The organism is Aquibium microcysteis, from assembly GCF_014495845.1.
Taxonomy (GTDB): domain Bacteria; phylum Pseudomonadota; class Alphaproteobacteria; order Rhizobiales; family Rhizobiaceae; genus Aquibium; species Aquibium microcysteis.
The window spans coordinates 2,443,606-2,465,327 of sequence record NZ_CP061080.1 but is presented as its reverse complement, the minus strand read 5'-3'; the positions used below and the strand labels follow the sequence as shown (position 1 = coordinate 2,465,327).

The 21,722-nt window shown below is 68.4% G+C and carries 21 protein-coding genes; 11 read left to right on the top strand and 10 right to left on the bottom strand.

Features of this window, described 5'->3' with window-relative positions:
• The first annotated feature begins 39 nt into the window (after positions 1-39).
• Positions 40-3,528, top strand: coding sequence for a hybrid sensor histidine kinase/response regulator (locus IAI54_RS11425; RefSeq protein ID WP_187972454.1), 3,489 nt, complete (start codon positions 40-42; stop codon positions 3,526-3,528).
• Between the two features lie 30 nt (positions 3,529-3,558).
• Here the strand turns inward: IAI54_RS11425 and IAI54_RS11420 are convergent, their stop codons facing one another.
• A complete protein-coding gene (locus tag IAI54_RS11420) occupies positions 3,559-4,221 on the bottom strand; it encodes a response regulator (protein WP_235679335.1) in 663 nt (220 codons plus the stop codon).
• Between the two features lie 258 nt (positions 4,222-4,479).
• Between IAI54_RS11420 and IAI54_RS11415 the strand changes: the two genes are divergently transcribed.
• Together IAI54_RS11415 and IAI54_RS11410 are read left to right on the top strand one after the other, a co-directional pair.
• Positions 4,480-4,797, top strand: a complete 318-nt coding sequence (locus tag IAI54_RS11415; RefSeq protein ID WP_187972453.1) for a hypothetical protein — start codon at positions 4,480-4,482, stop codon at positions 4,795-4,797.
• A 288-nt stretch (positions 4,798-5,085) separates the two neighbouring features.
• On the top strand, positions 5,086-5,910 hold the full coding sequence (locus IAI54_RS11410) for a thioesterase family protein (RefSeq protein WP_187972452.1): 825 nt from the start codon (positions 5,086-5,088) through the stop codon (positions 5,908-5,910).
• Between the two features lie 2 nt (positions 5,911-5,912).
• Here the strand turns inward: IAI54_RS11410 and IAI54_RS11405 are convergent, their stop codons facing one another.
• Positions 5,913-6,317 carry a hypothetical protein gene (locus tag IAI54_RS11405; protein ID WP_187972451.1) on the bottom strand — a complete coding sequence of 135 codons (405 nt, stop codon included), beginning with the start codon at positions 6,315-6,317 and terminating at the stop codon, positions 5,913-5,915.
• 100 nt (positions 6,318-6,417) lie between these two features.
• Between IAI54_RS11405 and IAI54_RS28960 the strand changes: the two genes are divergently transcribed.
• Positions 6,418-6,765, top strand: coding sequence for a DUF952 domain-containing protein (locus IAI54_RS28960; RefSeq protein WP_235679334.1), 348 nt, complete (start codon positions 6,418-6,420; stop codon positions 6,763-6,765).
• Positions 6,762-7,844, top strand: coding sequence for a quinone-dependent dihydroorotate dehydrogenase (locus IAI54_RS11400; protein ID WP_235679333.1), 1,083 nt, complete (start codon positions 6,762-6,764; stop codon positions 7,842-7,844). The genes IAI54_RS28960 and IAI54_RS11400 overlap by 4 nt, the downstream gene beginning before the upstream one ends.
• Here IAI54_RS11400 and IAI54_RS11395 read toward each other — a convergent pair whose 3' ends face one another.
• A complete protein-coding gene (locus tag IAI54_RS11395; protein ID WP_187972449.1) occupies positions 7,845-9,209 on the bottom strand; it encodes an MATE family efflux transporter in 1,365 nt (454 codons plus the stop codon).
• 106 nt (positions 9,210-9,315) lie between these two features.
• Between IAI54_RS11395 and IAI54_RS11390 the strand changes: the two genes are divergently transcribed.
• Positions 9,316-10,248: a histone deacetylase family protein gene (locus IAI54_RS11390; protein ID WP_187972448.1), complete on the top strand. Its 933-nt coding sequence runs from the start codon at positions 9,316-9,318 to the stop codon at positions 10,246-10,248.
• Here IAI54_RS11390 and IAI54_RS11385 read toward each other — a convergent pair.
• The 3 genes from IAI54_RS11385 to IAI54_RS11375 form a co-directional block, all read right to left on the bottom strand.
• Positions 10,238-10,504 (bottom strand): DUF6460 domain-containing protein, encoded by a 267-nt coding sequence (locus IAI54_RS11385; RefSeq protein WP_187972447.1) that lies wholly within the window; start codon positions 10,502-10,504, stop codon positions 10,238-10,240. The two genes, IAI54_RS11390 and IAI54_RS11385, sit on opposite strands and share 11 nt — an antisense overlap.
• Positions 10,505-10,564: 60 nt before the next feature.
• On the bottom strand, positions 10,565-11,596 hold the full coding sequence (locus tag IAI54_RS11380; RefSeq protein WP_235679332.1) for an AbrB family transcriptional regulator: 1,032 nt from the start codon (positions 11,594-11,596) through the stop codon (positions 10,565-10,567).
• Between the two features lie 189 nt (positions 11,597-11,785).
• Entirely contained in the window at positions 11,786-12,817 is a 1,032-nt protein-coding gene (locus tag IAI54_RS11375) for an Ldh family oxidoreductase (protein ID WP_187972446.1), read from the bottom strand.
• A 261-nt stretch (positions 12,818-13,078) separates the two neighbouring features.
• On the opposite strand from IAI54_RS11375, the gene IAI54_RS11370 reads away from it, so the two are divergent.
• A complete protein-coding gene (locus IAI54_RS11370) occupies positions 13,079-13,597 on the top strand; it encodes an RICIN domain-containing protein (protein WP_187972445.1) in 519 nt (172 codons plus the stop codon).
• A gap of 144 nt (positions 13,598-13,741) precedes the next feature.
• A complete protein-coding gene (locus IAI54_RS11365; RefSeq protein WP_187972444.1) occupies positions 13,742-15,058 on the top strand; it encodes an NAD(P)H-dependent oxidoreductase in 1,317 nt (438 codons plus the stop codon).
• 58 nt (positions 15,059-15,116) lie between these two features.
• Here IAI54_RS11365 and proC read toward each other — a convergent pair whose 3' ends face one another.
• The 4 genes from proC to IAI54_RS11345 form a co-directional block, all read right to left on the bottom strand.
• The gene (gene proC, locus IAI54_RS11360) at positions 15,117-15,929 is read right to left on the bottom strand and encodes a pyrroline-5-carboxylate reductase (RefSeq protein WP_187972443.1); all 813 of its coding nucleotides are present in this window, start codon (positions 15,927-15,929) and stop codon (positions 15,117-15,119) included.
• A gap of 93 nt (positions 15,930-16,022) precedes the next feature.
• On the bottom strand, positions 16,023-16,271 hold the full coding sequence (locus IAI54_RS11355) for a hypothetical protein (RefSeq protein ID WP_235679331.1): 249 nt from the start codon (positions 16,269-16,271) through the stop codon (positions 16,023-16,025).
• A 48-nt stretch (positions 16,272-16,319) separates the two neighbouring features.
• Entirely contained in the window at positions 16,320-17,711 is a 1,392-nt protein-coding gene (locus IAI54_RS11350) for an O-antigen ligase family protein (RefSeq protein WP_187972442.1), read from the bottom strand.
• Positions 17,680-18,678: a glycosyltransferase family 2 protein gene (locus tag IAI54_RS11345; RefSeq protein WP_187972441.1), complete on the bottom strand. Its 999-nt coding sequence runs from the start codon at positions 18,676-18,678 to the stop codon at positions 17,680-17,682. Before IAI54_RS11345 ends, IAI54_RS11350 begins: the two co-directional genes overlap by 32 nt.
• A gap of 180 nt (positions 18,679-18,858) precedes the next feature.
• Between IAI54_RS11345 and IAI54_RS11340 the strand changes: the two genes are divergently transcribed.
• From IAI54_RS11340 to IAI54_RS11330, 3 genes are read left to right on the top strand one after another with little or no spacing between them, the layout of a single operon-like run.
• Positions 18,859-20,037, top strand: a complete 1,179-nt coding sequence (locus IAI54_RS11340; protein ID WP_187972440.1) for a glycosyltransferase family 4 protein — start codon at positions 18,859-18,861, stop codon at positions 20,035-20,037.
• A complete protein-coding gene (locus IAI54_RS11335) occupies positions 20,034-20,825 on the top strand; it encodes a WecB/TagA/CpsF family glycosyltransferase (RefSeq protein WP_187972439.1) in 792 nt (263 codons plus the stop codon). The genes IAI54_RS11340 and IAI54_RS11335 overlap by 4 nt, the downstream gene beginning before the upstream one ends.
• Positions 20,822-21,721 carry a DUF6492 family protein gene (locus tag IAI54_RS11330; protein WP_235679330.1) on the top strand — a complete coding sequence of 300 codons (900 nt, stop codon included), beginning with the start codon at positions 20,822-20,824 and terminating at the stop codon, positions 21,719-21,721. Before IAI54_RS11335 ends, IAI54_RS11330 begins: the two co-directional genes overlap by 4 nt.
• Position 21,722: the final 1 nt, after the last annotated feature.

Below are 21,722 nucleotides of genomic sequence, written 5' to 3'. Positions count from 1 at the left end.
TGAAGTCGTCGCAACATCCGCGCCGGGAGGAACGGGTGAATGCGCGGCTGGGTCGTCGTCATCATCGCCATCGCCTACGTCACGCTGCTCTTCGCCATCGCGAGCCTTGGCGATCGCAGGGCGTCGCGGCATCCCGACCGCGTGCGTCCCTACATCTACGCGCTCAGCCTTGCGATCTATTGCACCTCGTGGACCTTCTTCGGATCGGTCGGCCTCGCCTCCGAGCGGGGGCTGGAGTTCCTGGCGATCTATATCGGCCCGGTCCTGGTGTTCCTGTTCGGCTACCAGCTGCTCCACCGCATCGTGCGCCTGTCGAAGGCGGAGAAGATCACCTCGATCGCGGACTTTCTGGCCGCCCGCTACGGCAAGAGCTTCGTGGTCGCCTCGATCGCGACCATCATCGCCACCGTCGGTGCGATCCCCTACATCGCGCTGCAGCTGAAGGCGATTTCCGATTCCGTCAGCCTGATGGTGCAGCATTACACTGGGCGCCCGCCGGAGATCGATCTCTTCATCGGCGACATCTCGCTGCTCGTGGCGATCCTGCTCGCGCTCTTCGCCGTGCTCTTCGGCACGCGCCATGCCGATGCGACGGAGCACCAGGACGGGCTGGTGCTCGCGGTCGCGGTCGAATCGGTGGTCAAGCTCGCCGCGTTCCTCGCCGTCGGCATCTTCGTCGTTTTCCTCTTGTTCGACGGCCCGGCCGATCTCATCGCCGCCGTGCGCGACCATCCCGAGGTCGCGGCCGCATCGGTCTATCCGACCTCCTTCGCCACCTGGTTCGTGCTGACGCTGCTCAGCACCTTCGCCATCATCATGCTGCCGCGGCAGTTCTACGTGATGATCGTGGAGAACCGCGGGCCGAGCGAACTGCGGACGGCCACCTGGCTGTTCCCGATCTATCTCGTCCTGATCAATCTCTTCGTGATCCCGATCGCCTTCGCAGGTATCGTCACCGTCGGAAGTCAGACGAACGCCGACCTCTACGTCCTGTCCCTGCCGCTCCTGACGGGCAACGATCTGCTGGCGCTCGCGGCCTTCATCGGGGGGCTGTCGGCGGCGACGGCCATGGTGATCGTCGCCAGCGTCGCGCTGTCGATCATGATCTCCAACGATCTCGTCATTCCGCTGCTGTTCCGGCGTCTCATCCGCTCGGGACGGACGGGCTACGAGGACTGGTCGCAGATCATTCTCAACGTCCGCCGCGCGGCGATCTTCCTCGTCCTCTTCGCGGCCTTCCTGTACTACCGCGAGACGACCAACAATACGCGGCTGGCGTCGATCGGCCTCATGTCGTTCGCCGCCATCGCCCAGTTCGCCCCCGCCTTCTTCGGCGGGCTCGTCTGGAGGAGGGCCAACGGTCGCGGCGCGATCATCGGCATGTCCGGCGGCATCCTCGTCTGGGCCTACACGCTGCTCCTGCCGGCGCTCGTGCCATCCGATCTGCCGCTCGTCGTCCACGGCCCCTTCGGTCTGGAGGCGCTGCGCCCCCAGGCGCTTTTCGGGGTCGTCGCCGAGCCGCTCAACCACGGCGTCTTCTGGAGCCTGCTCGTCAACACGCTCGGACTGGTGCTGGGTTCGCTGTCGCGCGCGGCGCGGCCGCTCGAGCGGATCCAGGCGTCGATCTTCGTCCCGCGCGAGGTGAGCCCGATGCCGAGCCTGCGCCGGTTCCGCACCACCGCGACCGTCGACGATCTCAAGGACACCATCTCGCGCTATCTCGGTGCCGAGCGCACCGAACGCTCCTTCGAGAGCTACGCGCTGCAGCGCGGCCGCGCCATCGACGGCGGCGAGCCGGCCGACATGGCCATCATCCGCTTCTCCGAGCAGCTTCTCACCAGCGCGGTCGGCTCGTCCTCGGCGCGTCTCGTCCTGTCTCTCCTGCTCCAGCGCCGCGACAAGACCGTCAAGGACGCCTACAAGCTGCTCGACGACGCTTCCGAGGCGCTGCAGCACAACCGCGACCTGCTGCAGACGGCACTCGACCAGATGGGGCAGGGGGTGACGGTCTTCGACCGCGACTTCCGGCTGATCTGCTGGAACCGGCAGTACCGGCTGCTGCTCGACCTGCCGGACGAGCTCGGCCAGGTCGGCGTCTCGCTCGGGCAGGTGCTCGACCATCTCGCCCGGCGCGGCGACATAGAGCACGGCTCCGAAGGCCTCGCCCTCGAACGCCTCAACACCTTCGGCAGTCCCTGGCAGATCGAGCTGAAGGCCAGCGGCCGCATCCTCGAGGTCCGTTCCAATCCGATGCCCGACGGCGGCATCGTCGCGACCTATGCAGACATCACCGCCCGCGTGCGCGCCGACATCGAGCTCAAGAGCGCCAACGAATCGCTCGAACAGCGCGTCGCGCGTCGCACCGCCGAACTGCTTCGCGTGAACGAGGAACTGGCCCAGGCACAGATGCTGGCCGAGGAGGCCAATCTGGGCAAGACCCGCTTCCTGGCCGCCGCCGGCCACGACATCCTGCAGCCGCTGAACGCCGCCCGGCTCTACTGCGCCTCGCTGCTCGAACAGGCGGGGAAGGGACCGACAGCTGCGGCGGCCACCAACATCGAATCGGCGCTGGAATCGGTCGAGATGATTCTCGGCGCGGTGCTCGACATCTCGCGGCTCGACGCAGGCGCGATGCGTCCGAAGGAGACGGCGTTCCGGCTCGACGGGCTGCTGCGCCAGATCGGCACGGACTTCCAGCCCATGGCGCGCGAGAAGGGGCTGCGGCTGCGCATCGTTCCCTCGTCGCTGACCGTGACGACGGATCGCAATCTGCTGCGCCGCCTCATCCAGAACCTCGTCTCCAATGCGGTGAAATACACCCGCAAAGGCACGGTGCTGGTGGGAGCGCGGCGGCGCGGCGAGCTCGTGGAGATCCAGGTTCTCGACAGCGGCATCGGCATCCCGCCGGATAAGCTCAACCTCGTCTTCCGCGAGTTCACGCGCCTCGACGAGGGCATGCGGGAGGCCCAGGGTCTCGGGCTCGGCCTGTCCATCGTCGACCGCATCGCGCGGGTTCTGCGCCTGGAAATCCGGATCCTGTCGCACCAGCACCGCGGCACCCGTTTCTCGGTGATCCTGCCGGTCTCGGAGCCGATGGCGAAGGAAACCGTGGTCACGCCGATGCGCACGGCAGACGGCGGACAGTCGCTGGCCGGCCTCGACGTGCTGTGCATCGACAACGAGCCGCGCATCCTCGAGGGCATGCGGCTGCTCCTGGAAGGATGGGGCTGCCGCGTGACGACTCACGGCGCCATGCCCGACGTATCGGAGGGAGCGCTCGGCGATCCACCGGACGTCATCCTGGCCGACTACCACCTCGATCGCGACGACGGAATCCGCGTCATCCGGCGCCTGCGGGAGGCCTATGGCCGCGACGTGCCCGGCGTGCTGATCACGGCCGACCGGTCGAGCGAAGTGCGCGAGAAGGCGGCAGCGCTCGACGTCGTCATCCTCAACAAGCCGGTGAAGCCGGCAGGACTGCGCACCGTCCTGCGGCGCTGCCGCAAGATGTCGCCGGCGACGGAATAGCAGCACGCCTATTCGGTTGTCCGACTTTCCTCAGGTCGCCGGTGCGGCGATCGTGTCCGTGGCGATGCGCGAGAGCTGGATCACCGCCTGGGTGCGGCTGTCGACGTCGAGCTTCTGCAGCACCGCCGACACATGCGCCTTGACGGTGGCCTCCGAGACGCCGAGCTCGTAGGCGATCTGCTTGTTGAGCAGTCCCTCGGCGATCATCGACAGGACGCGGGCCTGCTGCGGCGTCAGGCTGTGCAGCCGGTGGATCAGGTCGGCGATCTCGGGGTCGGTCTCGGTGCCGAGATCCCCGTCGGGCGGAGCGTGGATGCCGCCGTCGAGGACGGTCCGGACCGCCATGCGGATCTCTTCCATGCTCGCCGACTTCGAGATGTAGCCGGAGGCGCCGAGGTCGAGCGCCCGCCGGATGGTCTCGATCTCGTCATGCGCCGAGACGATCATGACGGGCGCGCCGACGTTTATCGCCCGGATCGCCACCAGGCCCGACAGTCCGCTCGCGCCCGGCATCGTCAGGTCGAGCAGCACGAGATCGATGTCGTCGCTGCCGGCCACGATCTCCTTCGTCTCCGCGAAGGTTCCGGCCTCCAGGATGACCGGATCCTCTGCCACGCTCGCGAGCGCCTGCTTCAGCGCGCCGCGAAACAGCGGGTGATCGTCGGCGATCACGATTTTCAGGCCCGATGACACTGGCCGTCCTCCCTGGATCCCGTATCCGATTCTTGTTGTGTCGGTGGATGACGGGAGTTCGATTATGCGGCGTTGCGGTCGCATTTCAAGCCGCATGACATGCTGCCGGCTCCGGAACGGGTGGATTCGCCGTGCAATCGGCGCCTCTCGGCACGAAACCTTTGCCCCAGCCCGTCGTTGCGCCTCCCGAAAGCCGAAACAGTGGAGCAAGCCGTGGAGCCCGTCCGGCAAGTGGCCTTCGTATGCATCGGTCGAGCCGTGGGTTTCGGTGCCCTCGGCATCGTCCTTCTGATGCTCTCCTTCGCCTTCGACGCAGCCCTCGCCTTCCGGTGCGGTGCGATCTGCACGCTGCTGATGGCGGGCATCCTCACCCGCAAGGCCCTCGTTGCGCATCGCCAGCCGCCGCGCCGCACGGAGGTCTGGCTTCACCTCGACGAGCGATCGCGTCCGTCCGACGAGCGCAGCATCCGCGCCTTCTCGGAGATGATGAGCGGGGTGTATGCCGAGTTCGCCCGTCTGGCGCTGAACGTCGCCTGCGGCTTCTTCGCCGTTTCCGTCGCGATTTCACTCGTCTGACCTTCGCGCGATCAGCGCCCGGGAGCGTCGGCGGCTGCCGAACCCCGCCGACCTCAGGCTGTTCGCCCGGACATGCTTCCTCCACGAGGGGCAACTGGAACTGGCCGAGATCGCCGGAGCGGGCGGGCCGGCCGCGGACGCATCCGTTCGATCTGGCCCAAGCGCCCGCGGTTGCGCCTGCGGCCGCACCGTGCAAACGGGGTTGCGGCGAATAAGGCGGGGAGGGCATGCCGTGACGGCGATGCACCGGGATGGAATGACGCGTGCGGCGAGGGCGAGGCTCCGGCGATGACCGGCTTCGTCGAGAGCCACCGCTCCTATGTCAACACGTGGGAGTGCGACGACAATGCGCACATGAACGTACAGTTCTACTTCAAGCGCTTCGACGAGGCGGCCCGCTTCTTCGCCGGAATGAATGGCGGCGACATGGCCGGACCGCTGCCGCGGACCCGGCACGTGCGCTATCATTCGGAACTCCACGCCGGTGGGATCGCGCGGATGCGCTCGGCGATCGTCGCCGACGGACGTTTCGCCGGATTTGCCGTGCATCTGCTCGACGACTTGGAGACGGGAAGGATCGCGGCGACCGCGCTCGACGCGCCGTCCGGGATCCGGGCTCCCGGTCGTCTGGTGCAGGAGACCGACATCGCGCCGGCTCTGCCACGCGGAATCGCGCCGGAGCCGGCCGAACCGGAGCGGCCGGAGGACGTGCTGGCGCGGGGCGGCCTGGTGTCCAGCCGCACGATCGTCCAGCCGATGCAGTGCGACGCCGCGGGCGAACTCCTTGCCCAGGGCTTCGTCGGCCGCCTGTCGGATGCCGCGGCCCATGTCTGGGAGGTCGCCGGCGTCGGCATCGCGACGTTGCGGGAACGCGGCTACGGCCGTGTCGCGCTGGAGATGAAGCTCACGCACCACCGGCCGGCAAAGGCGGGCGAGGCGCTGCTGATCCATTCGCGCCCGATCCTGACCGGCGGCAAGGCGCTGCGCCTGCACCACGAGATTTCGCGCTTTCGGGACGGGGCGCCGGTCGTCACCGCCGAGGTCGTGGCCGTGATCCTCGACCTGGCGACGCGCAGGTCAGTCGCCGCGCCGACCGCCGCATCCGGCGACTGACGCTACGTCCGGTCGGGCGCGCGCGTCTCCTCGTCGAGCTCCCTGACGATGCCCATGAAGCGGCGGAAGAACTGCTCCATGTAGCTCAGCCCCTGCTCGAACTCGTCTTCATTCGGCAGACCGGCGGCCGGGACGCCTTCCAGCGCGGAGAGACGATCCTCCACGGCCGCGAGCCGTTCCTGGAGCGCGTCGAGGTCGTCCTGCAACGCCTCGCGGTCGTCGACGGCGAGGCGGCACACCAACTGGCCCGACTCTTCCGAGCACAGCGACATCTGCCCGGTGCGCGTGTCGAGCCGTACGTAGCCGTCTTCCTTGCGTTCGATCGCGTAGCGGTCCTCCTGCGCGGATGCGCCTGCGGTGGCGGCGAGCGCGAGGAGCATGGTTGCTGCGGCGAGTCTCGTCGGCATGGCATCCTCCTGACGATGATTGCGGCATCAGAGGCACGGCAATACGCCGGAATTGGGACGTTGGCTTCCGTCGCGGCCGGTTTCGCCCTATAGAGCGCGCATGACCGACATCATCTACAAGATCTCTCCGGCGACCGAGTGGCGGGAGGCAGAGGAACGCGGCCGCTTCGAAGGCGCGCCCGTGGATCTCGCCGACGGCTTCATCCACTTCTCGACCGCCGGCCAGGTGTCGGAGACGGCCGCGAAGCACTTCGCCGGGCAGGGCGACCTCCTGCTGGTGGCGGTCGACGCGAGAGCGCTGGGCGATGCGCTGAAATGGGAAGTGTCGCGGGGCGGCGCCCTGTTCCCCCATCTCTACGCACCGCTGGACCCGCGCGCGGCACTCTGGGCGAGGCCGCTGCCGCTCGACGCCGACGGCCGCCACGTGTTTCCGGACCTGTCGGCGTGAGGCGGCTGCTCGACACGGTCGGCCGCCGTGCGCTCTTCGCCTTCGATCCCGAGACGGCGCACGGGCTGTCGATCGCGGCGTTGAAATCGGGCGCACCGCTCGGCTGCCGGCCGAAGCCCGATCCGCGTCTCGAGACGCGGGTGGCCGGCCTCACCTTTCCCAATCCGCTGGGCATGGCTGCCGGCTACGACAAGAACGCCGAGGTGCCGCAGGCACTGCTTCGGCTCGGTTTCGGCTTCGCCGAGGTCGGCACGATCACGCCGCTGCCGCAGGGCGGTAATCCCAGGCCGCGCATCTTCCGCCTGACGGAGGACGGCGCCGTCATCAACCGCCTCGGCTTCAACAACGAAGGCCATGACGCGGCCTTCGCCCGCCTGTCGCCCCTGACGGCAAGGCGCGGCATCGTCGGGGTCAACATCGGCGCGAACAAGGATGCCGAAGACCGCATCGCCGACTACGAGAGCGGCATCCGTCGCTTCGCCGCGGTCGCCTCCTATCTCACCGTCAACATCTCGTCGCCGAACACGCCGGGCCTGCGCAACCTGCAGGGCCGCGAGCAGCTGGCGCAGCTCCTGTCGCGGGTCGCGGCCGCGCGTGCGGCGAGCGCGAAGCCGGAGATCGCGATCTTCCTCAAGATCGCGCCCGACCTGCACGAGGCCGACCTCGACGACGTCGCCGCCGAGGTTGCGGCGCACGGCATCGACGGCGTCATCGTGTCGAACACGACGCTGTCGCGCGCCGGCCTCACGGCTCGCGAGAGGACGGAGACCGGCGGCCTCTCGGGCCGGCCGCTGTTTTCCCGTTCCACGGCCGTGCTCGCCCGCATGCGGCAGCGGCTCGGTCGATCGTTCGCGCTGATCGGTGTCGGCGGCGTGGATTCGGCGAAAGCCGCGGCCGAGAAGATCCGCGCCGGGGCCGATCTCGTCCAGCTCTATACCGGCATGATCTACGACGGGCCCTCTCTGCCCGGCCACATCGTCGAGGGACTCTCGGCCATTCTCGACCGCGAGGACGCCGCGTCGCCGGCTGCGCTGCGTGACAGCCGCGTCAAGCACTGGGCGGCGGTTCCGCTCGACTGATCAGGCCGGCGCCGGGAAGGTCTGGCGCAGGCGCAGGGGCACCATCGCCGACAGGCTGAGGCCGCGGGCGAGCAGGAAGACGTGCAGTGCGGCCCAGATGCCGTGGTTGCCGTAGAGCCCCGGCAGCACGAACAGTGCCGCGAGAAACAGCGCGAAGGACAGCAGCATCATGTTGCGCATGTCGCGCGACCAGGTCGCGCCGATGAAGACTCCGTCCATCTGGAAGGCCAGCACGCCCGACACCGCCGTCAGGGCGGCCCAGGGCAGGTAGGTCGCAGCCGCCTCGCGCACGCCGGGGGCGGTGGTGATGAAGGCCACGAGCGCGTCGCCGGTCAGCATCACCACGACGGCCACGGCTCCCGACATCGCAAAGCCCCACAGGCTGGTGAGCCAGATCGCGTCGACGAAGGATTTGCGCTGCCGGGCGCCGACCGAACGCCCGGCCAGCTGTTCCGCCGCGGTGGCGAAGCCGTCGAGGAAGTAACCCGCGACGAGGAAGAAGTTCATCAGGACGGCGTTGACCGCGAGCGTCAGCGTGCCGAGCTGCGCGCCCTGGCGGGCGACGAGCGCGAAGGCCGAGAGCAGCACGAAGGAGCGGATCATGATGTCGCCGTTCATGGCGAGCATGCGCCGCAGCGCCGCACGGTCGAAAACCGCCGCCATCGACAGTCGCGGCAGCGCCGAGAAGCGCCTGTACACGACGCCCAGTCCGATGACGAAGGCGATGATCTCGCCGCAGACGGTGCCCCAGGCGACGCCCTCCAGGCCCCATCCCAGCACGAGGCCGAGCCAGATCGACAGGAGGATGTTGGCGCCGTTGAGCACGATCTGCAGGAAGAGGCCGAGCATGCCTTCGCCGCGTCCGAGCACGTAGCCGAGGATCGCGTAGTTGGCGAGCGCGAAGGGCGCGCAGAGCAGGCGCACGATCACGTAGCTCTTCATCGCCGCGCTCACCGCCGGCTCGCCGTCGATGAACAGCGCACCGGCCCACGCGACCGCCGGCCCGGCCAGCGCCAGGACGATGCCGATGGCGATGGCCAGCATGAAGGCGCGCCAGAACCAGGCCTGCTCGGCGCGGCCGTCGCCGCTGCCGAAGGCCTGCGCGACCAGGCCCGAGGTGCCGGAGCGGAGGAAGTTGAAGGTCGAGAAGACGAGGTCGAAGACGATGGCGCCGGCGGCGAGACCGCCGAGCATGGCGGCGTCGCCGAACTGTCCGACGACCGCCGTGTCGGTGATGCCGAGCAGCGGCGTCGTCAGGTAGGCCAGTGTCATCGGCACGGCGATCGACAGCACCAGCCGGTTGGTCACCGTGAAAGGCCGACCTGCCGTCGACGGGGCCGGGGCGGCTTCGACGCCAGCATCCATGGTCAAGTTCCCGCAATCGTCCAGAGCGTTCTATTGCCGTGCTTCGGTCCGCGATAGTGCGCCGCAGGCCTTTTCTTCGCTCCCGCACAGACCTAGCTAGGAGAGGATGCCGATCGATATCGTCCACCATCCCGATTACGACGCCCGGTTTCCGGCACATCACCGCTTCCCGATGGGGAAGTACAGCTTTCTCATGGATGCCCTGAGGAAGCGCGGCCTGATCAAATCTTCGCACCTGCACGAGCCCGGGCCGGTCGGCGCCGATCTCCTGTCGCTCGCCCACGACCCGATCTACGTCGAGCAGGTTCTGGCGCGCAGCGTTCCCGAAGCGATCGAGCGCGACATCGGCTTTCCGGTGGACGACCGGGTTGCCCGGCGCGCGCATCTGGCGACGTCGGGCACGCTGCTCGCCGCCCGTCTGGCGCTCGCCAACGGACTGGCCTGCAATACGGCGGGCGGCAGCCATCACGCGCGCCGAGGCCAGGGTGCCGGCTTCTGCACGTTCAACGACGTCGGCGTGGCGGCGCTCGCCCTGCTGGCCGAGGGCGCCGTGCGGCGGGTGCTCGTCGTCGATCTCGACGTCCATCAGGGGGACGGAACGGCCGACATCTTCTCCGCCGAGCCGCGTGTCTTCACCTTCTCCATGCACGGGGACAGGAACTATCCGACGCGCAAGATACCGTCGGATCTCGACGTGAGCCTGCCCGACGGCACCGGCGACGCCGCCTACATGGCCAAGCTGGAGCCACTGCTTCCGCTCCTGTCTCTCTATGCGCGACCCGATATCGTCTTCTACAATGCGGGCGTCGATCCGCATGCCGACGACAGGCTGGGCAAGCTCGCACTGACGGACGAGGGGCTGCGTTCGCGCGATCGCGCAGTGCTCGGCCATTTCAGGCAGGCCGGCGTGCCGGTATGCGGCGTGATCGGCGGCGGCTATTCCGACGACGTCGCGGCGCTCGCCGAGCGCCACGCCATCCTGTTCGAGGTCGCTGCCGCTCTGGCGGACGCGACCGAGCGCGAGCCGGTCAGCGCCTGAAGCTCAGCAGGCGTATCAGGAGGAAGATCGGAACGACCACGACGGCCCCGATCACGAAGTAGCTGAAGAAGCGGCCCAGCGCGTCGAACCCCATGCGCCAGATGTCGAGCGCGGCATCCCGCAAGGCGTACCAGACGTCGATCGGCATCCAGCCGAAGGCATGCATGGCGAAGCCGACGAGAAAGGAGAGAACCGCGAGCTTGAGCAGCACGCGCAGGGGACTGTCGCCTAGGAAACGGGAAACGGAACCGGACACTTGCGCGACATCCTTCAATGGGCACGTGGAAATGCGAGATAGGACTTTATCGCGCCTTCATCAAGGCGACCCGCGGCTCATGCGACGGGCGATCGTCCTGGCGAGCGGCGGCCCGACGAGCAGCACGATCAGGAAGCGCGTCATCTGCAACGTCATGACGAAGGACAGGTCGACACTGCCGGAGGCGGCAGCGATGATGGCCACCGTGTCCATGCCTCCGGGGCTCGTGGCGAGGAAGGCGGTGAGCGGGTCGACGTCGAAGCTCGACGCGAGCACTGCGCCGATCGCCGCGCAGAAGCCGATCAGCACGAGGATCGCGGCCGCAATCTGCGGCAGGGCGCGCGCGGCATGCAGCAGGACGGGCCGCGTGAAGCGAAGGCCGATCGTCCAGCCGATGAGGGCGTAGCTCGCCGCCAGCAGCCATTCGGGCAATTGAAGGTCGAGGCCGAGGCCCAGGTGCAGCGGTATCCCGAGCACCAGGGGACCGAGCAGAGTGGCTCCCGGAATGCCGCTCATCCGCCCGCCGAAGGCGCCGATCGCGGCGATCGCCAGCGTCATCGGGAAGTCCGGCACGGCAAGACGCGGAAACCAGACGATCGCCTCACGCTCGAGATCGCCCGTGTCCACCCAGATCCGCGCCAGCAGCGCCGCCGAGATCGAGACGACGATCATGCGCAGGTACTGCATGAAGGCGACCAGGCGGGCGTCCGCGCCGAAGGCGTCGGCCATCACCACCATGGCGCTCGCCGCGCCGGGCGCCGACCCCCAGACCGCCGTCGTGCCTGGCAGCGAACCCCAGCGCGCGACCATGGCGCCCAGAATGCTCGACGCCGCGAGCGTGGAGAGCACCGCCGCGAGGATGACCGGCCAGCCGGACAGGAGCGTCCTGAAAAGGGCGGGTTCGATGGCGCTGACGATCATGCAGCCGATGATGCCCTGCGCAGCCACGAACAGCGACGGCGCGGGGCGTACCGTGGCGCCTGAAACGCCGGCGGCGACGGCGGCGATCATGGGGCCGATGAGGAGCGCGGCCGGAAGCGCCGCCCATTCGAGCAGCGCCGCCAGGACGAGCGACAGGGAAGCGAGCAGCACCCACTGCCAGGGGCGGCGAGCGAGGCGAGACGTGAGCGGGGTTCCGGGTCGATGGCCATTGTGCAGCGCAACAGTGATCCGGCCCTTATGCGCGTCTCTCCGGACGAAGCCAATGACCGGTTGCTGCTGGCGCAAGCGAAAAGCGATTTGGCCCGCCCTTATCCTCGCGAACCGAATCCGCGGGCCGGCTCAAGCCCCTGGCGGCGCTGCAGGATCCGCAGTCAGCGGGAGATAGGAGCGGATATGGCCCAATGCCTCGGCCGAAACCTCGATCTCTTCCGATGCGCAACGGCGAAGGGCTGCCGCCTTGCCGCGACCCGGGATGTGGACGCCGGCCGCTTCCAGTCGCCTGGCGTGTCGGGCGAGACGGTCGCCGAATCCGGAACCGAAGGCAGCGGGCTCGATGGCGAGGACGAGGAGGCCGGTGCCGGGAGAGCGGTTGCCCTGCGTGATCGACGGCGCGTCGAGCGACCAGTTGGCGCCGGACAGGCCGGCCGACAGCACTTCCACCATCAGGGCGATGTTGGCGCCGCGCGGACCACCGAAGGTCAAGAGCGCGCCCTTCATGGCCGCATCCGGATCGGTCGTCGGCCGCCCATCCGGGTCGATCGCCCAGCCGGCAGGAAGAGCTTCGCCGCGCTCGGCCGCCTCGCGAACCTTGACGTAGGCGGTCTGGCTGGAGGCCTGGTCGACCAGCAGCACGTCGCCGTCGGCCATGGGCGCCGCGAAGGCGAGCGGATTGGTGCAGTACACCGGGATCCGCCCGCCCGGAACGGTCATCAGCGCCGGGCCGTTGGTCGCGGCGAGCGCGACCAGCCCTTCCCCCGCGAGCCGTCGCGCGAAGGTGCCGAGCGAGCCGCAGGTGTAGGCGTTCTTCTGCGCGAACAGCGCGATGCCGCAGCTGCGGGCCGCCTGCACGAGCAGGTCGTGCGCCCGGTCGTAGCCGAGATGGGCCGTGCCGCCATGCGCGTCGACATGGATGACGGCCGGCAGCAAGCGATCGATCGTCGGCTCCGCCCGGCCGTCGATGCGGCCTTCCTTGAGCGCGTCCAGATAGAAGGGCAGGTGGGCGATCCCGACCGCCCGATTTCCCTCCCTTTCGGCCGCGAGCGTGGCGCTCGCCAGCGAAGCGGCTGCGTCCGGGCTCGCGCCGGCGGCGAGGGCTGCGTCCCGACACAGCGCTTCGAGCGCGCCGATACCGATGACGAAGCCCTTGTCCATGACGAAACCCGCTGTTGGCGGACATATTCCTAGACGGAAAGGCGCGCCGACGGAACGCTGCCGTTGCCCCGGATTCTCCCGCCCTGCCAACGGGGGCATTCCGCGGCCTTCCAGCGCCGCATACTGTCTCGTGGAGGTTCGGTATCGGGATGCGGGTTCTTCGCTCTGCCGCGCCGGACTGTTGACCGGATGGAACCACGGTGCTAGGCAAGATTTGAATATAGTCGATCCGAAAATTTCTTTTGTCATAGGTCTGTTGGCATGTTTGCGCGCATTGCTGGATCGGCTGCCTTCATCTTCAGTCTATACATCGTGCCGGCCCAGGCGCAGGATCCGCAGGTCTATCACCGGCTCTGGACCCAGTTCCGCGGGCCGTCGATGAATCTCGACGTCTTCAACGGCGGCGACAAGAACGACATGACCCATCTCGCGCAAGCGGCCGACTATTCGGGCCAGTACTGGCGTCTCACGCCCGCGGGGAATGGCTATTTCAAGCTGACCACGATGTTCCGGGGCAAAGGAATGTGCCTCGACGTGTTCAACGGCGGTCCGCGCGACAATCAGGTGCATCTGACGTCCTGCGCCAACTACAGCGGCCAGTTCTGGGCCTTGTCGAACCAGAATGGATGGTACCGCCTCACGACGCAGTTCAGAGGTCCCGGCATGTGCCTCGACATCTTCAACGGCGGTCCGGACGACAACCAGCCGCACCTGACGCCCTGTGCCAACTATTCCGGCCAGTTCTGGCAGATCTCTCCGACCGACAAACGGATCAACTGATCCGGGCGATCTCGGGCTTTGCCCGGACGCCGTGGCGACGAGAACCCGGGGCGACAGGGCACGTTCGCGCTTTCGTCGTTTGACAATCGCGCCCGATCATCTGCTATCAGCGGCAAGCCATCGCCAACAGCCGGATAGCATTCCATGACGAACGTCGCCCTGACCGGGCTTGCCCGGGACCTCGCCCGCCGCGCCGACGAGGGGCGCCCGGTGCGCATCGGCGTGATCGGATCGGGCGAGATGGGGACCGATCTCGTCACGCAGTGCATGCTGATGAAGGGCGTCCATCTCGCGGCCATCTCCACCCGCCGCCCCCACACCGCGCGGGAGGCGATCCGCATCGCCTATGGCGACGAGGCCATGGCCTGCGAGGCCGAGACGGAATCGAAGGTGACGGCGGCGATCGAGGCCGGCCGCATCGCCATCACGTCGAACGAGCGGCTGGTCACCAACCCGCTGATCGACGTGGTCATCGATGCGACGGGCAAGCCGGGCGTGGCCGCCGACTTCGACCTGATGGCGATGGAGCACGGCAAGCACGTCGTGATGATGAACGTCGAGGCCGACGTCACCATCGGCCCATGGCTGAAGCGGCAGGCCGACCGGCTCGGCGTCGTCTATTCGGTCGGGGCCGGCGACGAGCCGTCCTCCTGCATGGAACTGATCGAGTTCGCGTGCGCGCTCGGCTACACCATCGTGTCGGCCGGAAAGGGCAAGAACAACCCGCTCAACCACGACGCGGTGCCCGACGACTATGCCGAGGAAGCCGCCCGCCGGAACATGAACCCGCGCATGCTGGTGGAATTCGTCGACGGGTCGAAGACCATGGTCGAAATGTGCGCGATCGCCAACGCCACCGGCCTCGTTCCCGACGTGCCGGGCATGCACGGCCCGAACGCCGGCCGCGACGACCTCGCCAGGGTTCTCATCCCGCGCGAGCATGGCGGCGTCCTGTCGAGAAAGGGCGTCGTCGACTACACGGTCGGCAAGGGCGTGGCGCCCGGCGTCTTCGTCGTCGTCGAGGCCACGCATCCGCGCATCATCGAGCGGATGGACGATCTGCACGTGGGGAAGGGGCCGTACTACGCCTTCCACCGTCCCTACCATCTGACCTCGCTCGAGGTCCCGCTGACCGCGGCGCGGATCATGCTGACGGGCAGGCCCGACATGGTGCCGCTGCCGCGTCCGGTCGCGGAAGTCTGCGCGGTCGCCAAGCGCGACCTCGCGCCCGGCGACCCGCTCGATGCGATCGGCGAGACCTGCTACCGCTCCTGGACGATGCTCGCAGGCGACGCGCGGGCGGCTCAGGCCATTCCGGTCGGGCTGCTCGAAGGGGGCAGGGTTACGGCACCCGTCAAGAAGGGCGCATTGCTCACTCGGGCCAACGCCACGCCCGACACCACCACCAGGCTCTACGCGTTGCGCCAGGCACAGGACGCAATGATCCACGCCGACGGCTGAACGGCGGTTTCCATCCGCCGACACCGACCAGCGGGAACGGGAAGCCGCCCGCCGCCGCCTACTTGCCCAGTTCGACGGAACGCGCGCGGGCGGCCTCGACGGCCTCGGTCAGCAGCTTCGTCAGCCGGTCGTCGCCCATCAGAACGGCCAGTGCGGCGGCGGTCGTGCCGTTGGGGCTCGTCACCTGTTCGCGCAGGCGGCCCGGCTGCTCGCCGCTTTCCCTGGCGAGGCAGGCCGCACCATAGACGGTCTGCAGCGCGAGCAGCTTCGCCGTCTCGGCGGGCAGCCCGGCGGCTTCGCCGGCCTGGGTAAGGCCTTCGATGAAATGGAAGATATAGGCCGGGCCGGACCCCGAAACGGCGGTCACGGCATCCATCAGGTCCTCGCTGGCGATCTCGGCCACGGCGCCGCTGCTTTCGAGCAGTTCCCTCACGAATGCTTTCGTCTCCGCGCCGGTGACGGCATTGGCGAAGGTGACCATCATGCCTTTGCCGATCGCGGCCGGGGTGTTCGGCATGCAGCGGATAATGGCCGCGTCATCGCCCAGAATCTCCTGGATGGTCGCGATGGGGACGCCGGCAGCGATGCTGAGGAAGGCGGAGCGTGCGGCGAAACGCCGGTACTCCGGCACGACAGTCCGCATCACCTGCGGCTTCACCGCGAGGATGACGAGGGTCGGATCGAGATCCGCGGGAAGTTCGCCGGCCGAGGCCGCGGTGCCGACGCCCAGGCGATAGGCGCGCTCGCGCAGGGCCTCGTTCGGCTCGACGACGAAAACCTCGCCCGGCACCAGCCTGCCGGAGAGCAGCCAGCCGTCGAGCATGGCGTGGCCCATGTTGCCGCAGCCGACGAGGATCAGTCTGACGCTCATGTTCGGATCCTTCCGTTTGTCCGCGCGTAGCACCGGCCTTGCGGTTCGCGCAAGGCGCCATCGTCGCGCGGCGACGTGGAGGTCCGCGGCGGCTCAGCCCGAGATCGCGTCGCCCTCGCGCCAGGCGCGACGGCCCCAGTTCCTGAGGCGCATGCGCGCGGCGATGAAGCCGCCGACGATCGGCGCCAGCAGGAAGGACGCCAGCACGACCGCGGGGATCAGGATCTCCGCACGGTCCGCCAGGGCGGGAACGGACAGGACGGTCACCGTGCCGATGCCGAACAGCATCGCATTGACCTGCATGGCGCAGACGATCCTGAGCCAGATATCTGTCGAGAACATTGCCGGTCTCCTCTGAAGGACGGGTCAGCCGGTCAATGCGGCTGCGGGTCAGGGGTTCCGGGCTGTTGCGGGTCGCGCCGGTCGCAGCAGGCCGCTCCAGTCGATCATCTTGCGCGCCCGGCGTCTCTGCGGCGCGACGCTGGCGGGGATGGCGAAGCGCGCCACGTAGCGCAGCCCGAAGACGGCGAGAACGAAAAACAGCCAGACCGGATCGACGCGGCGGAAAAAGAAGCTTTCCAGGAAGGCGTTGAAGGCGGTGAACATCAGGGTCATCATGAAGAAGTCGGCGAGGAACACGTTCTCGCGGTTTTGCGGGACCCGCAGATAGTCGATCATCGGCACGACGAGGAAGGCGACGACCGCGACGACGAGCGTCGGCAAGCCCATCAGCACGGCCACGTCGAGGTAGCCGTTGTGGCCGTGGACGATGCCGCGGATGTCCCAGTCGCTGTCGAAGGGCTTGTCCTGGAGCTGCACCACCGGCGTCCCCCAGAAACTCTCGTAGCCGTATCCGAACCACGGTTTCCTCTCGATCATCTCGAGCAGGAACGTCCAGAGTGTCGTTCGTCCGGTATAGGTGAGGCCGGGCGAAATCTGCTGCGACAGATCCCAGAGCGGCTGCCACACGACGATCCCCACCGTGCCGACCGCGGCCGCGACGAGTGCGATCGCAAAGACCAGCGGCACCGCGCGGCGGAGGCCGACGAGGCTCGGCCCCATCACCATCAGGAAGGCGAGCGGGACGAGACCCGTCGTCGTCTTCGATCCGGTGTGGGCCAGGAAGACGACGGCCGACAGCAGGAGAACGCTGCCGGACCAGCGCCATCCCCGGCGTATCAGGTAGAGCCCCGCGAAGCTCAGACCCGCCATCACGGGGCCGGCCACGTTCTTGTGCGAGAAGGCGCCGCGCCAGAGGCCCGCATGCTGCGGTTCGGTGGAGTCGGTGCCGTGGATCGCGATGTCGGGATAGACGACCAGCCCAGCGTAACACAGGCCGACGATCGCCAGACCGGTCACCGCGAGCACGGTGGAGATCGCGTCCGCATCTCGTGGCACCGTCAGCACCGTCACCATCGCGAGCACGCCGATCAGCGTGAAGACTGCGGTTCGGAAGGCCGAAGAGGGATCGGCCGCATGGGCGACGGATACGAAGAACAGGCCGAGGAGCACGGCCCACCAGAATCCGACCAGGCTTGCCAGCACCCTCCGGTCCACGAAGGCGAGGAGACAGAAGAGCGACAGGGCGCCGACCGCGCCGAAGCCCAGCTGGTTGACGATGTCGCCGCCCGTCGCTTCCGCTGCCATCGGCGAGAAGGGGCGGAACGAGATGATGGAGATGCCGAACAGCAGCATCGCCAGCAGGGTCGCCGTGCCGCGCCGATCGAGGAGAGGGGTACCGGACACGACCTCAGTTCTTTTCGGCCTGGCGGTACTGCTCATTGACGTATCCGAACTCCGCGAGCAGTCGCCCCACCGCGACGTAGAAGGGGTAGAGACCGTTCGCGACCGACCCCGTCCGCGCGAAGCGGATCGTGCCGCGGACCGGAGATGCGGCGAGGAGGGCGAGGCTCTTGGCGGCCACCCGCATGCGTGCGGCGAACGACGAGCCGCGCCGGCGCTTTTCCACCCGGGTCGACAGGGCGCCCTCGCGCAGCGAGCGGGAGCGGATCCAGTCCGGTTCCAGGCGGCGTGCCGGCACGGTCTCCCGAACCGGAGCCTGGGCACACCAGCCGAGCGTGAAGCCGCGCATCGCCGCGCGACTCAGGAAGTCGGAATCGCCGCCGCCGGTGAAGTTGAACGACAGGTCGAGGAAGGGGCGCGGCATGGCGTCGAGCACGCGCCGCGCGACGAGGAGGTTGCCGGACGAGTAGAGCGCGGGAACGACGCCGGTCTCCCGGTAGGGTGGCGCGAAGACCGGGTGCTCGGCCCAGTGCTCGTGCCCCGGTTCGTGGAAGACGGGAACCTGCGGGCCGCCGACGATGTCTGCAGCGAGCGTCTCGGCACTGCGGCACATGGTTTCCAGCCAGTCCGGTCCCGCGATCTCGTCGTCGTCGATCACCAGGATCGACCGGAGGCCGGGGAATTCGGCGAGTGCGGTCGTCCACCCGGCATTGTAGGCGCAGCAGTTGCCGCGGTCGTGGGCGATGACGAGCAGCCCCGGCGCCGTCCCGTTTTCGAACAGCGGCGCGACGGCATCGGCGCCGGCGTGCCATTCCGCGTCATTCTCCATGACGATCACCGCGAAAAGGCGTGTCGTCCTCTGGCCGATCACCGACTGGAGCGTCGCCAGCACCTGTTCGGGACGCTTGTAGGTCGGAAGCGTGACGACGACCTCGACCTCGCCGGAGCGAAGTCCGGGGGAGCGTGCCACCACGGTGACGTTGCTGGCGCTGGAGTTCGGCTGCATCCGCGGCTCTTTCGGGCGATCGACCCATAAAGACAGTGCGCCGTTAAGACATGGTTAAGCACTGCGAGAGGTAGGCGGCTCCCCAACCATATCCGGGCCGCGCCGCGGCATGGCCGTTGCGAGACCTTAAGCGAGACTTCACCGGCCTTCGCTAGGCATGTCCCGACCTGGACGGACACGATGCACCTGATTTTCGTCACCTCGCTTGTTCCCGACGGCGACCCGACGACCGGATACGAGATCGCCAATGCGGCGATCATCGCCGCCCTGCGCCGCAACGGCGCGCGGGTGACGGTGCTCGGCTATACCTGGCCCGGCAAGACGCCGTCCGATCCGGAGAACACGATCTCGCTCGGCGAGGTCGGCGTGCGGACGGAAGGTGCGGGCGCATTCCAGAAGATGCGATGGCTGGCGGGTGCCGTGCTTTCCGGCCTGACCTTCGCGTCCGCGAAACTCCGGGCCGCGAGCGAGGCCGACATCCGTGCGGCCCTTCGACGTGCCGGACCCTATGACGGCTACGTCCTCAATGCGGCGCAGTTCGCCGGTGCCTTCGAAGGCCTCTTCGGGGATCGACCCTCCATCTTCGTGGCGCACAACGTCGAGCACCGCTCCGCCGAGGAGAACGCGCTCGCGGTCGACGACATCGTCCAGCGCACCCTGTTCCGTCGCGAGGCCCGCCTCGTGCGCGGGGTGGAGGAACGGCTCTGCGCCCGCGCCGCCTTCGTCTTCACGCTGGCCGAGGAGGATCGTGACGCCCTGGGGGTGCCCGGGGACGCGCGGTCCGCCGCGCTTCCGCTCGTCACCCGCCCGTCCGCGCCCGTGCCGGGCTCTTCGCGGGAGATCGTCTGCGATGCAGCCCTGATCGGCACCTGGACCTGGCAGCCGAACCGGATCGGTCTCGAATGGTATCTGCGCGAGGTGACACCCTGGCTGCCGCGCAACTTCCGCACGCGCATTGCCGGCAGCATACCGGCGAACCTCGCCTGTCCGCCAGGTGTCGAGTTCGCCGGCCGCGTTCCCGATGCCGTCGGCTTCGTGCGGGGGGCAGCCGTGGTGCCGCTGATCGCCCGGGCAGGCACCGGCGTCCAGCTGAAGACCATCGAGGCGTTCGAGCAGGGCCTCGCCTGCGTCGCCACCAGCCGCTCGCTGCGGGGGATCGCGTACCTGCCGTCGAACTGTCGGATGGCCGACGACCCGGCGGCCTTCGCCGCGAACCTCGCCGCCATGGCCGCCGACCGCATCGCCGACGTCGACGGACGCGCCTTCCATGCCGCTCAGCTTCGGGCGCTGGACGACAGGATCACCCGCGGTCTCAGGGCCATCGGCGCCATGGCGGTGAGCGGGGCGGCTGCGGCATGAACACCGGTGCAAAGCAACTCGGAAGCGCGGCGCGTTTGCCGCTGCCCGCTGAACGGTCCATCCTCGGCGTCGACGTCATGCCGATGACCCAGGAGCAGGCGGTCGCCTTCCTCGGCCAGCGCATCCGAGCCGGGCGCTTTACCAAGATCGCCTTCCTCAATGCGCATGTGGCCAATCTCGCCACCGCCGACCCGTCCTTCCGGCAGACGCTCTCGGACTTCGTGGTCTTTCCGGACGGCATCGGCGTCGACATCGCCTCGAGCGTCCTGCATGGGCGCCCCTTTCCGGCCAACCTGAACGGGACGGATTTCGTCCCCGCGTTCATGGCCGCGCAGACGGCCCCGTTGAGGATCGGGCTGATCGGGACGTCGCGGACCAATGTCGAACTGGCCGCGTCCCATCTGCGCGCCTTCGCGCCGCAGCACGAGATCGTCATGGTGCAGGACGGATTCTTCGGCGACGCCGAGGTCGCGGGCATTCTCGCCCGGCTGGAGGCGGTCCGCCCGGACGTGCTGCTGGTCGCAATGGGCGTGCCGCGCCAGGAGCGATGGATCGCCGATCACCTGTCGGAGCGCCATTGCACCCTCGCGCTCGGCGTCGGCGCCTTGCTCGACTTCATGAGCGGCACCATCCCGCGGGCGCCGCTGCGGCTGCGTCGCCTCGGCCTCGAATGGCTGTTCCGGCTGCTCGTGGAACCGGCACGGCTGTGGCGTCGCTACATCGTCGGCAATCCTCTCTTCCTCCTGCGCGTCCTGCGCCGCAAGCTGTCCGGCGGCGGCCCGCGTTGATCGATCCGGGCCAGGCCATACCGAGAGAACCGCATCCGCCGACGGCCATCGTCACGGCGAGCTACGCACCCGACTTCGAACGGTGCCGGCTGCTGTGCGAGACGATCGACGCCCGTGTGACGGGCTTCACGCGCCACTATATCCTCGTCGAGCATTCCGACGTCGCGCTGTTCCGGCAGCTCGAAGGGACACATCGCCTGGTGATCGACGAACGCGACCTCCTGCCGCCCTGGCTCCGGTCGTTCCGCGATCCCACCAGCCGGTTCCGCCGCCGCATCTGGCTCAGCCCCCGCACGATGCCGCTGCGCGGCTGGCACGTTCAGCAGCTGAGACGGATCGCCATCGCGCTGAACGCCCCGGAGGACGCATTCGTCTACTGCGATTCCGACGTCGCCTTCGTGCGGCCGTTCGATTGCGGGTACTTCTGGCACGACGGCGCGGTGCGGCTGTTCCGCCGCGAGGATGCCCTGGCGGGGCAGACGGGCAGCGAGCAGCGGGAATGGTCGGCGCATGCGGGCCGCATCCTCGGCGTCGCCCATCCGGAAGTCTCGCCGCACGACTACATCGCCACGCTCATCGCCTGGCGGCGCGATTCGACGGAAGCCATGTGCCGCCGCATCGAGGCGATCACGGGCCGTCACTGGGTGGCCGGCATCGCCTCGCGCCGCATGTTCTCCGAATGCATGATCTATGGCCGCCATGCCGCCGAGGTCGCTGCGCTGCGGGGGCATTTCCTGTCCGGCGAGGAGCTGTGCCGCGTCTACTGGACGGGGCCGCGGATGTCGGAAGCCGACATGCGCGACTTCCTCGCCGCGCTGGCACCGCATCAGGTCGCCGTGGGCATGCAGTCCTTCATCGGAACGGACGTGGCCACGATCCGCAGGCTCGTCGCCTGAC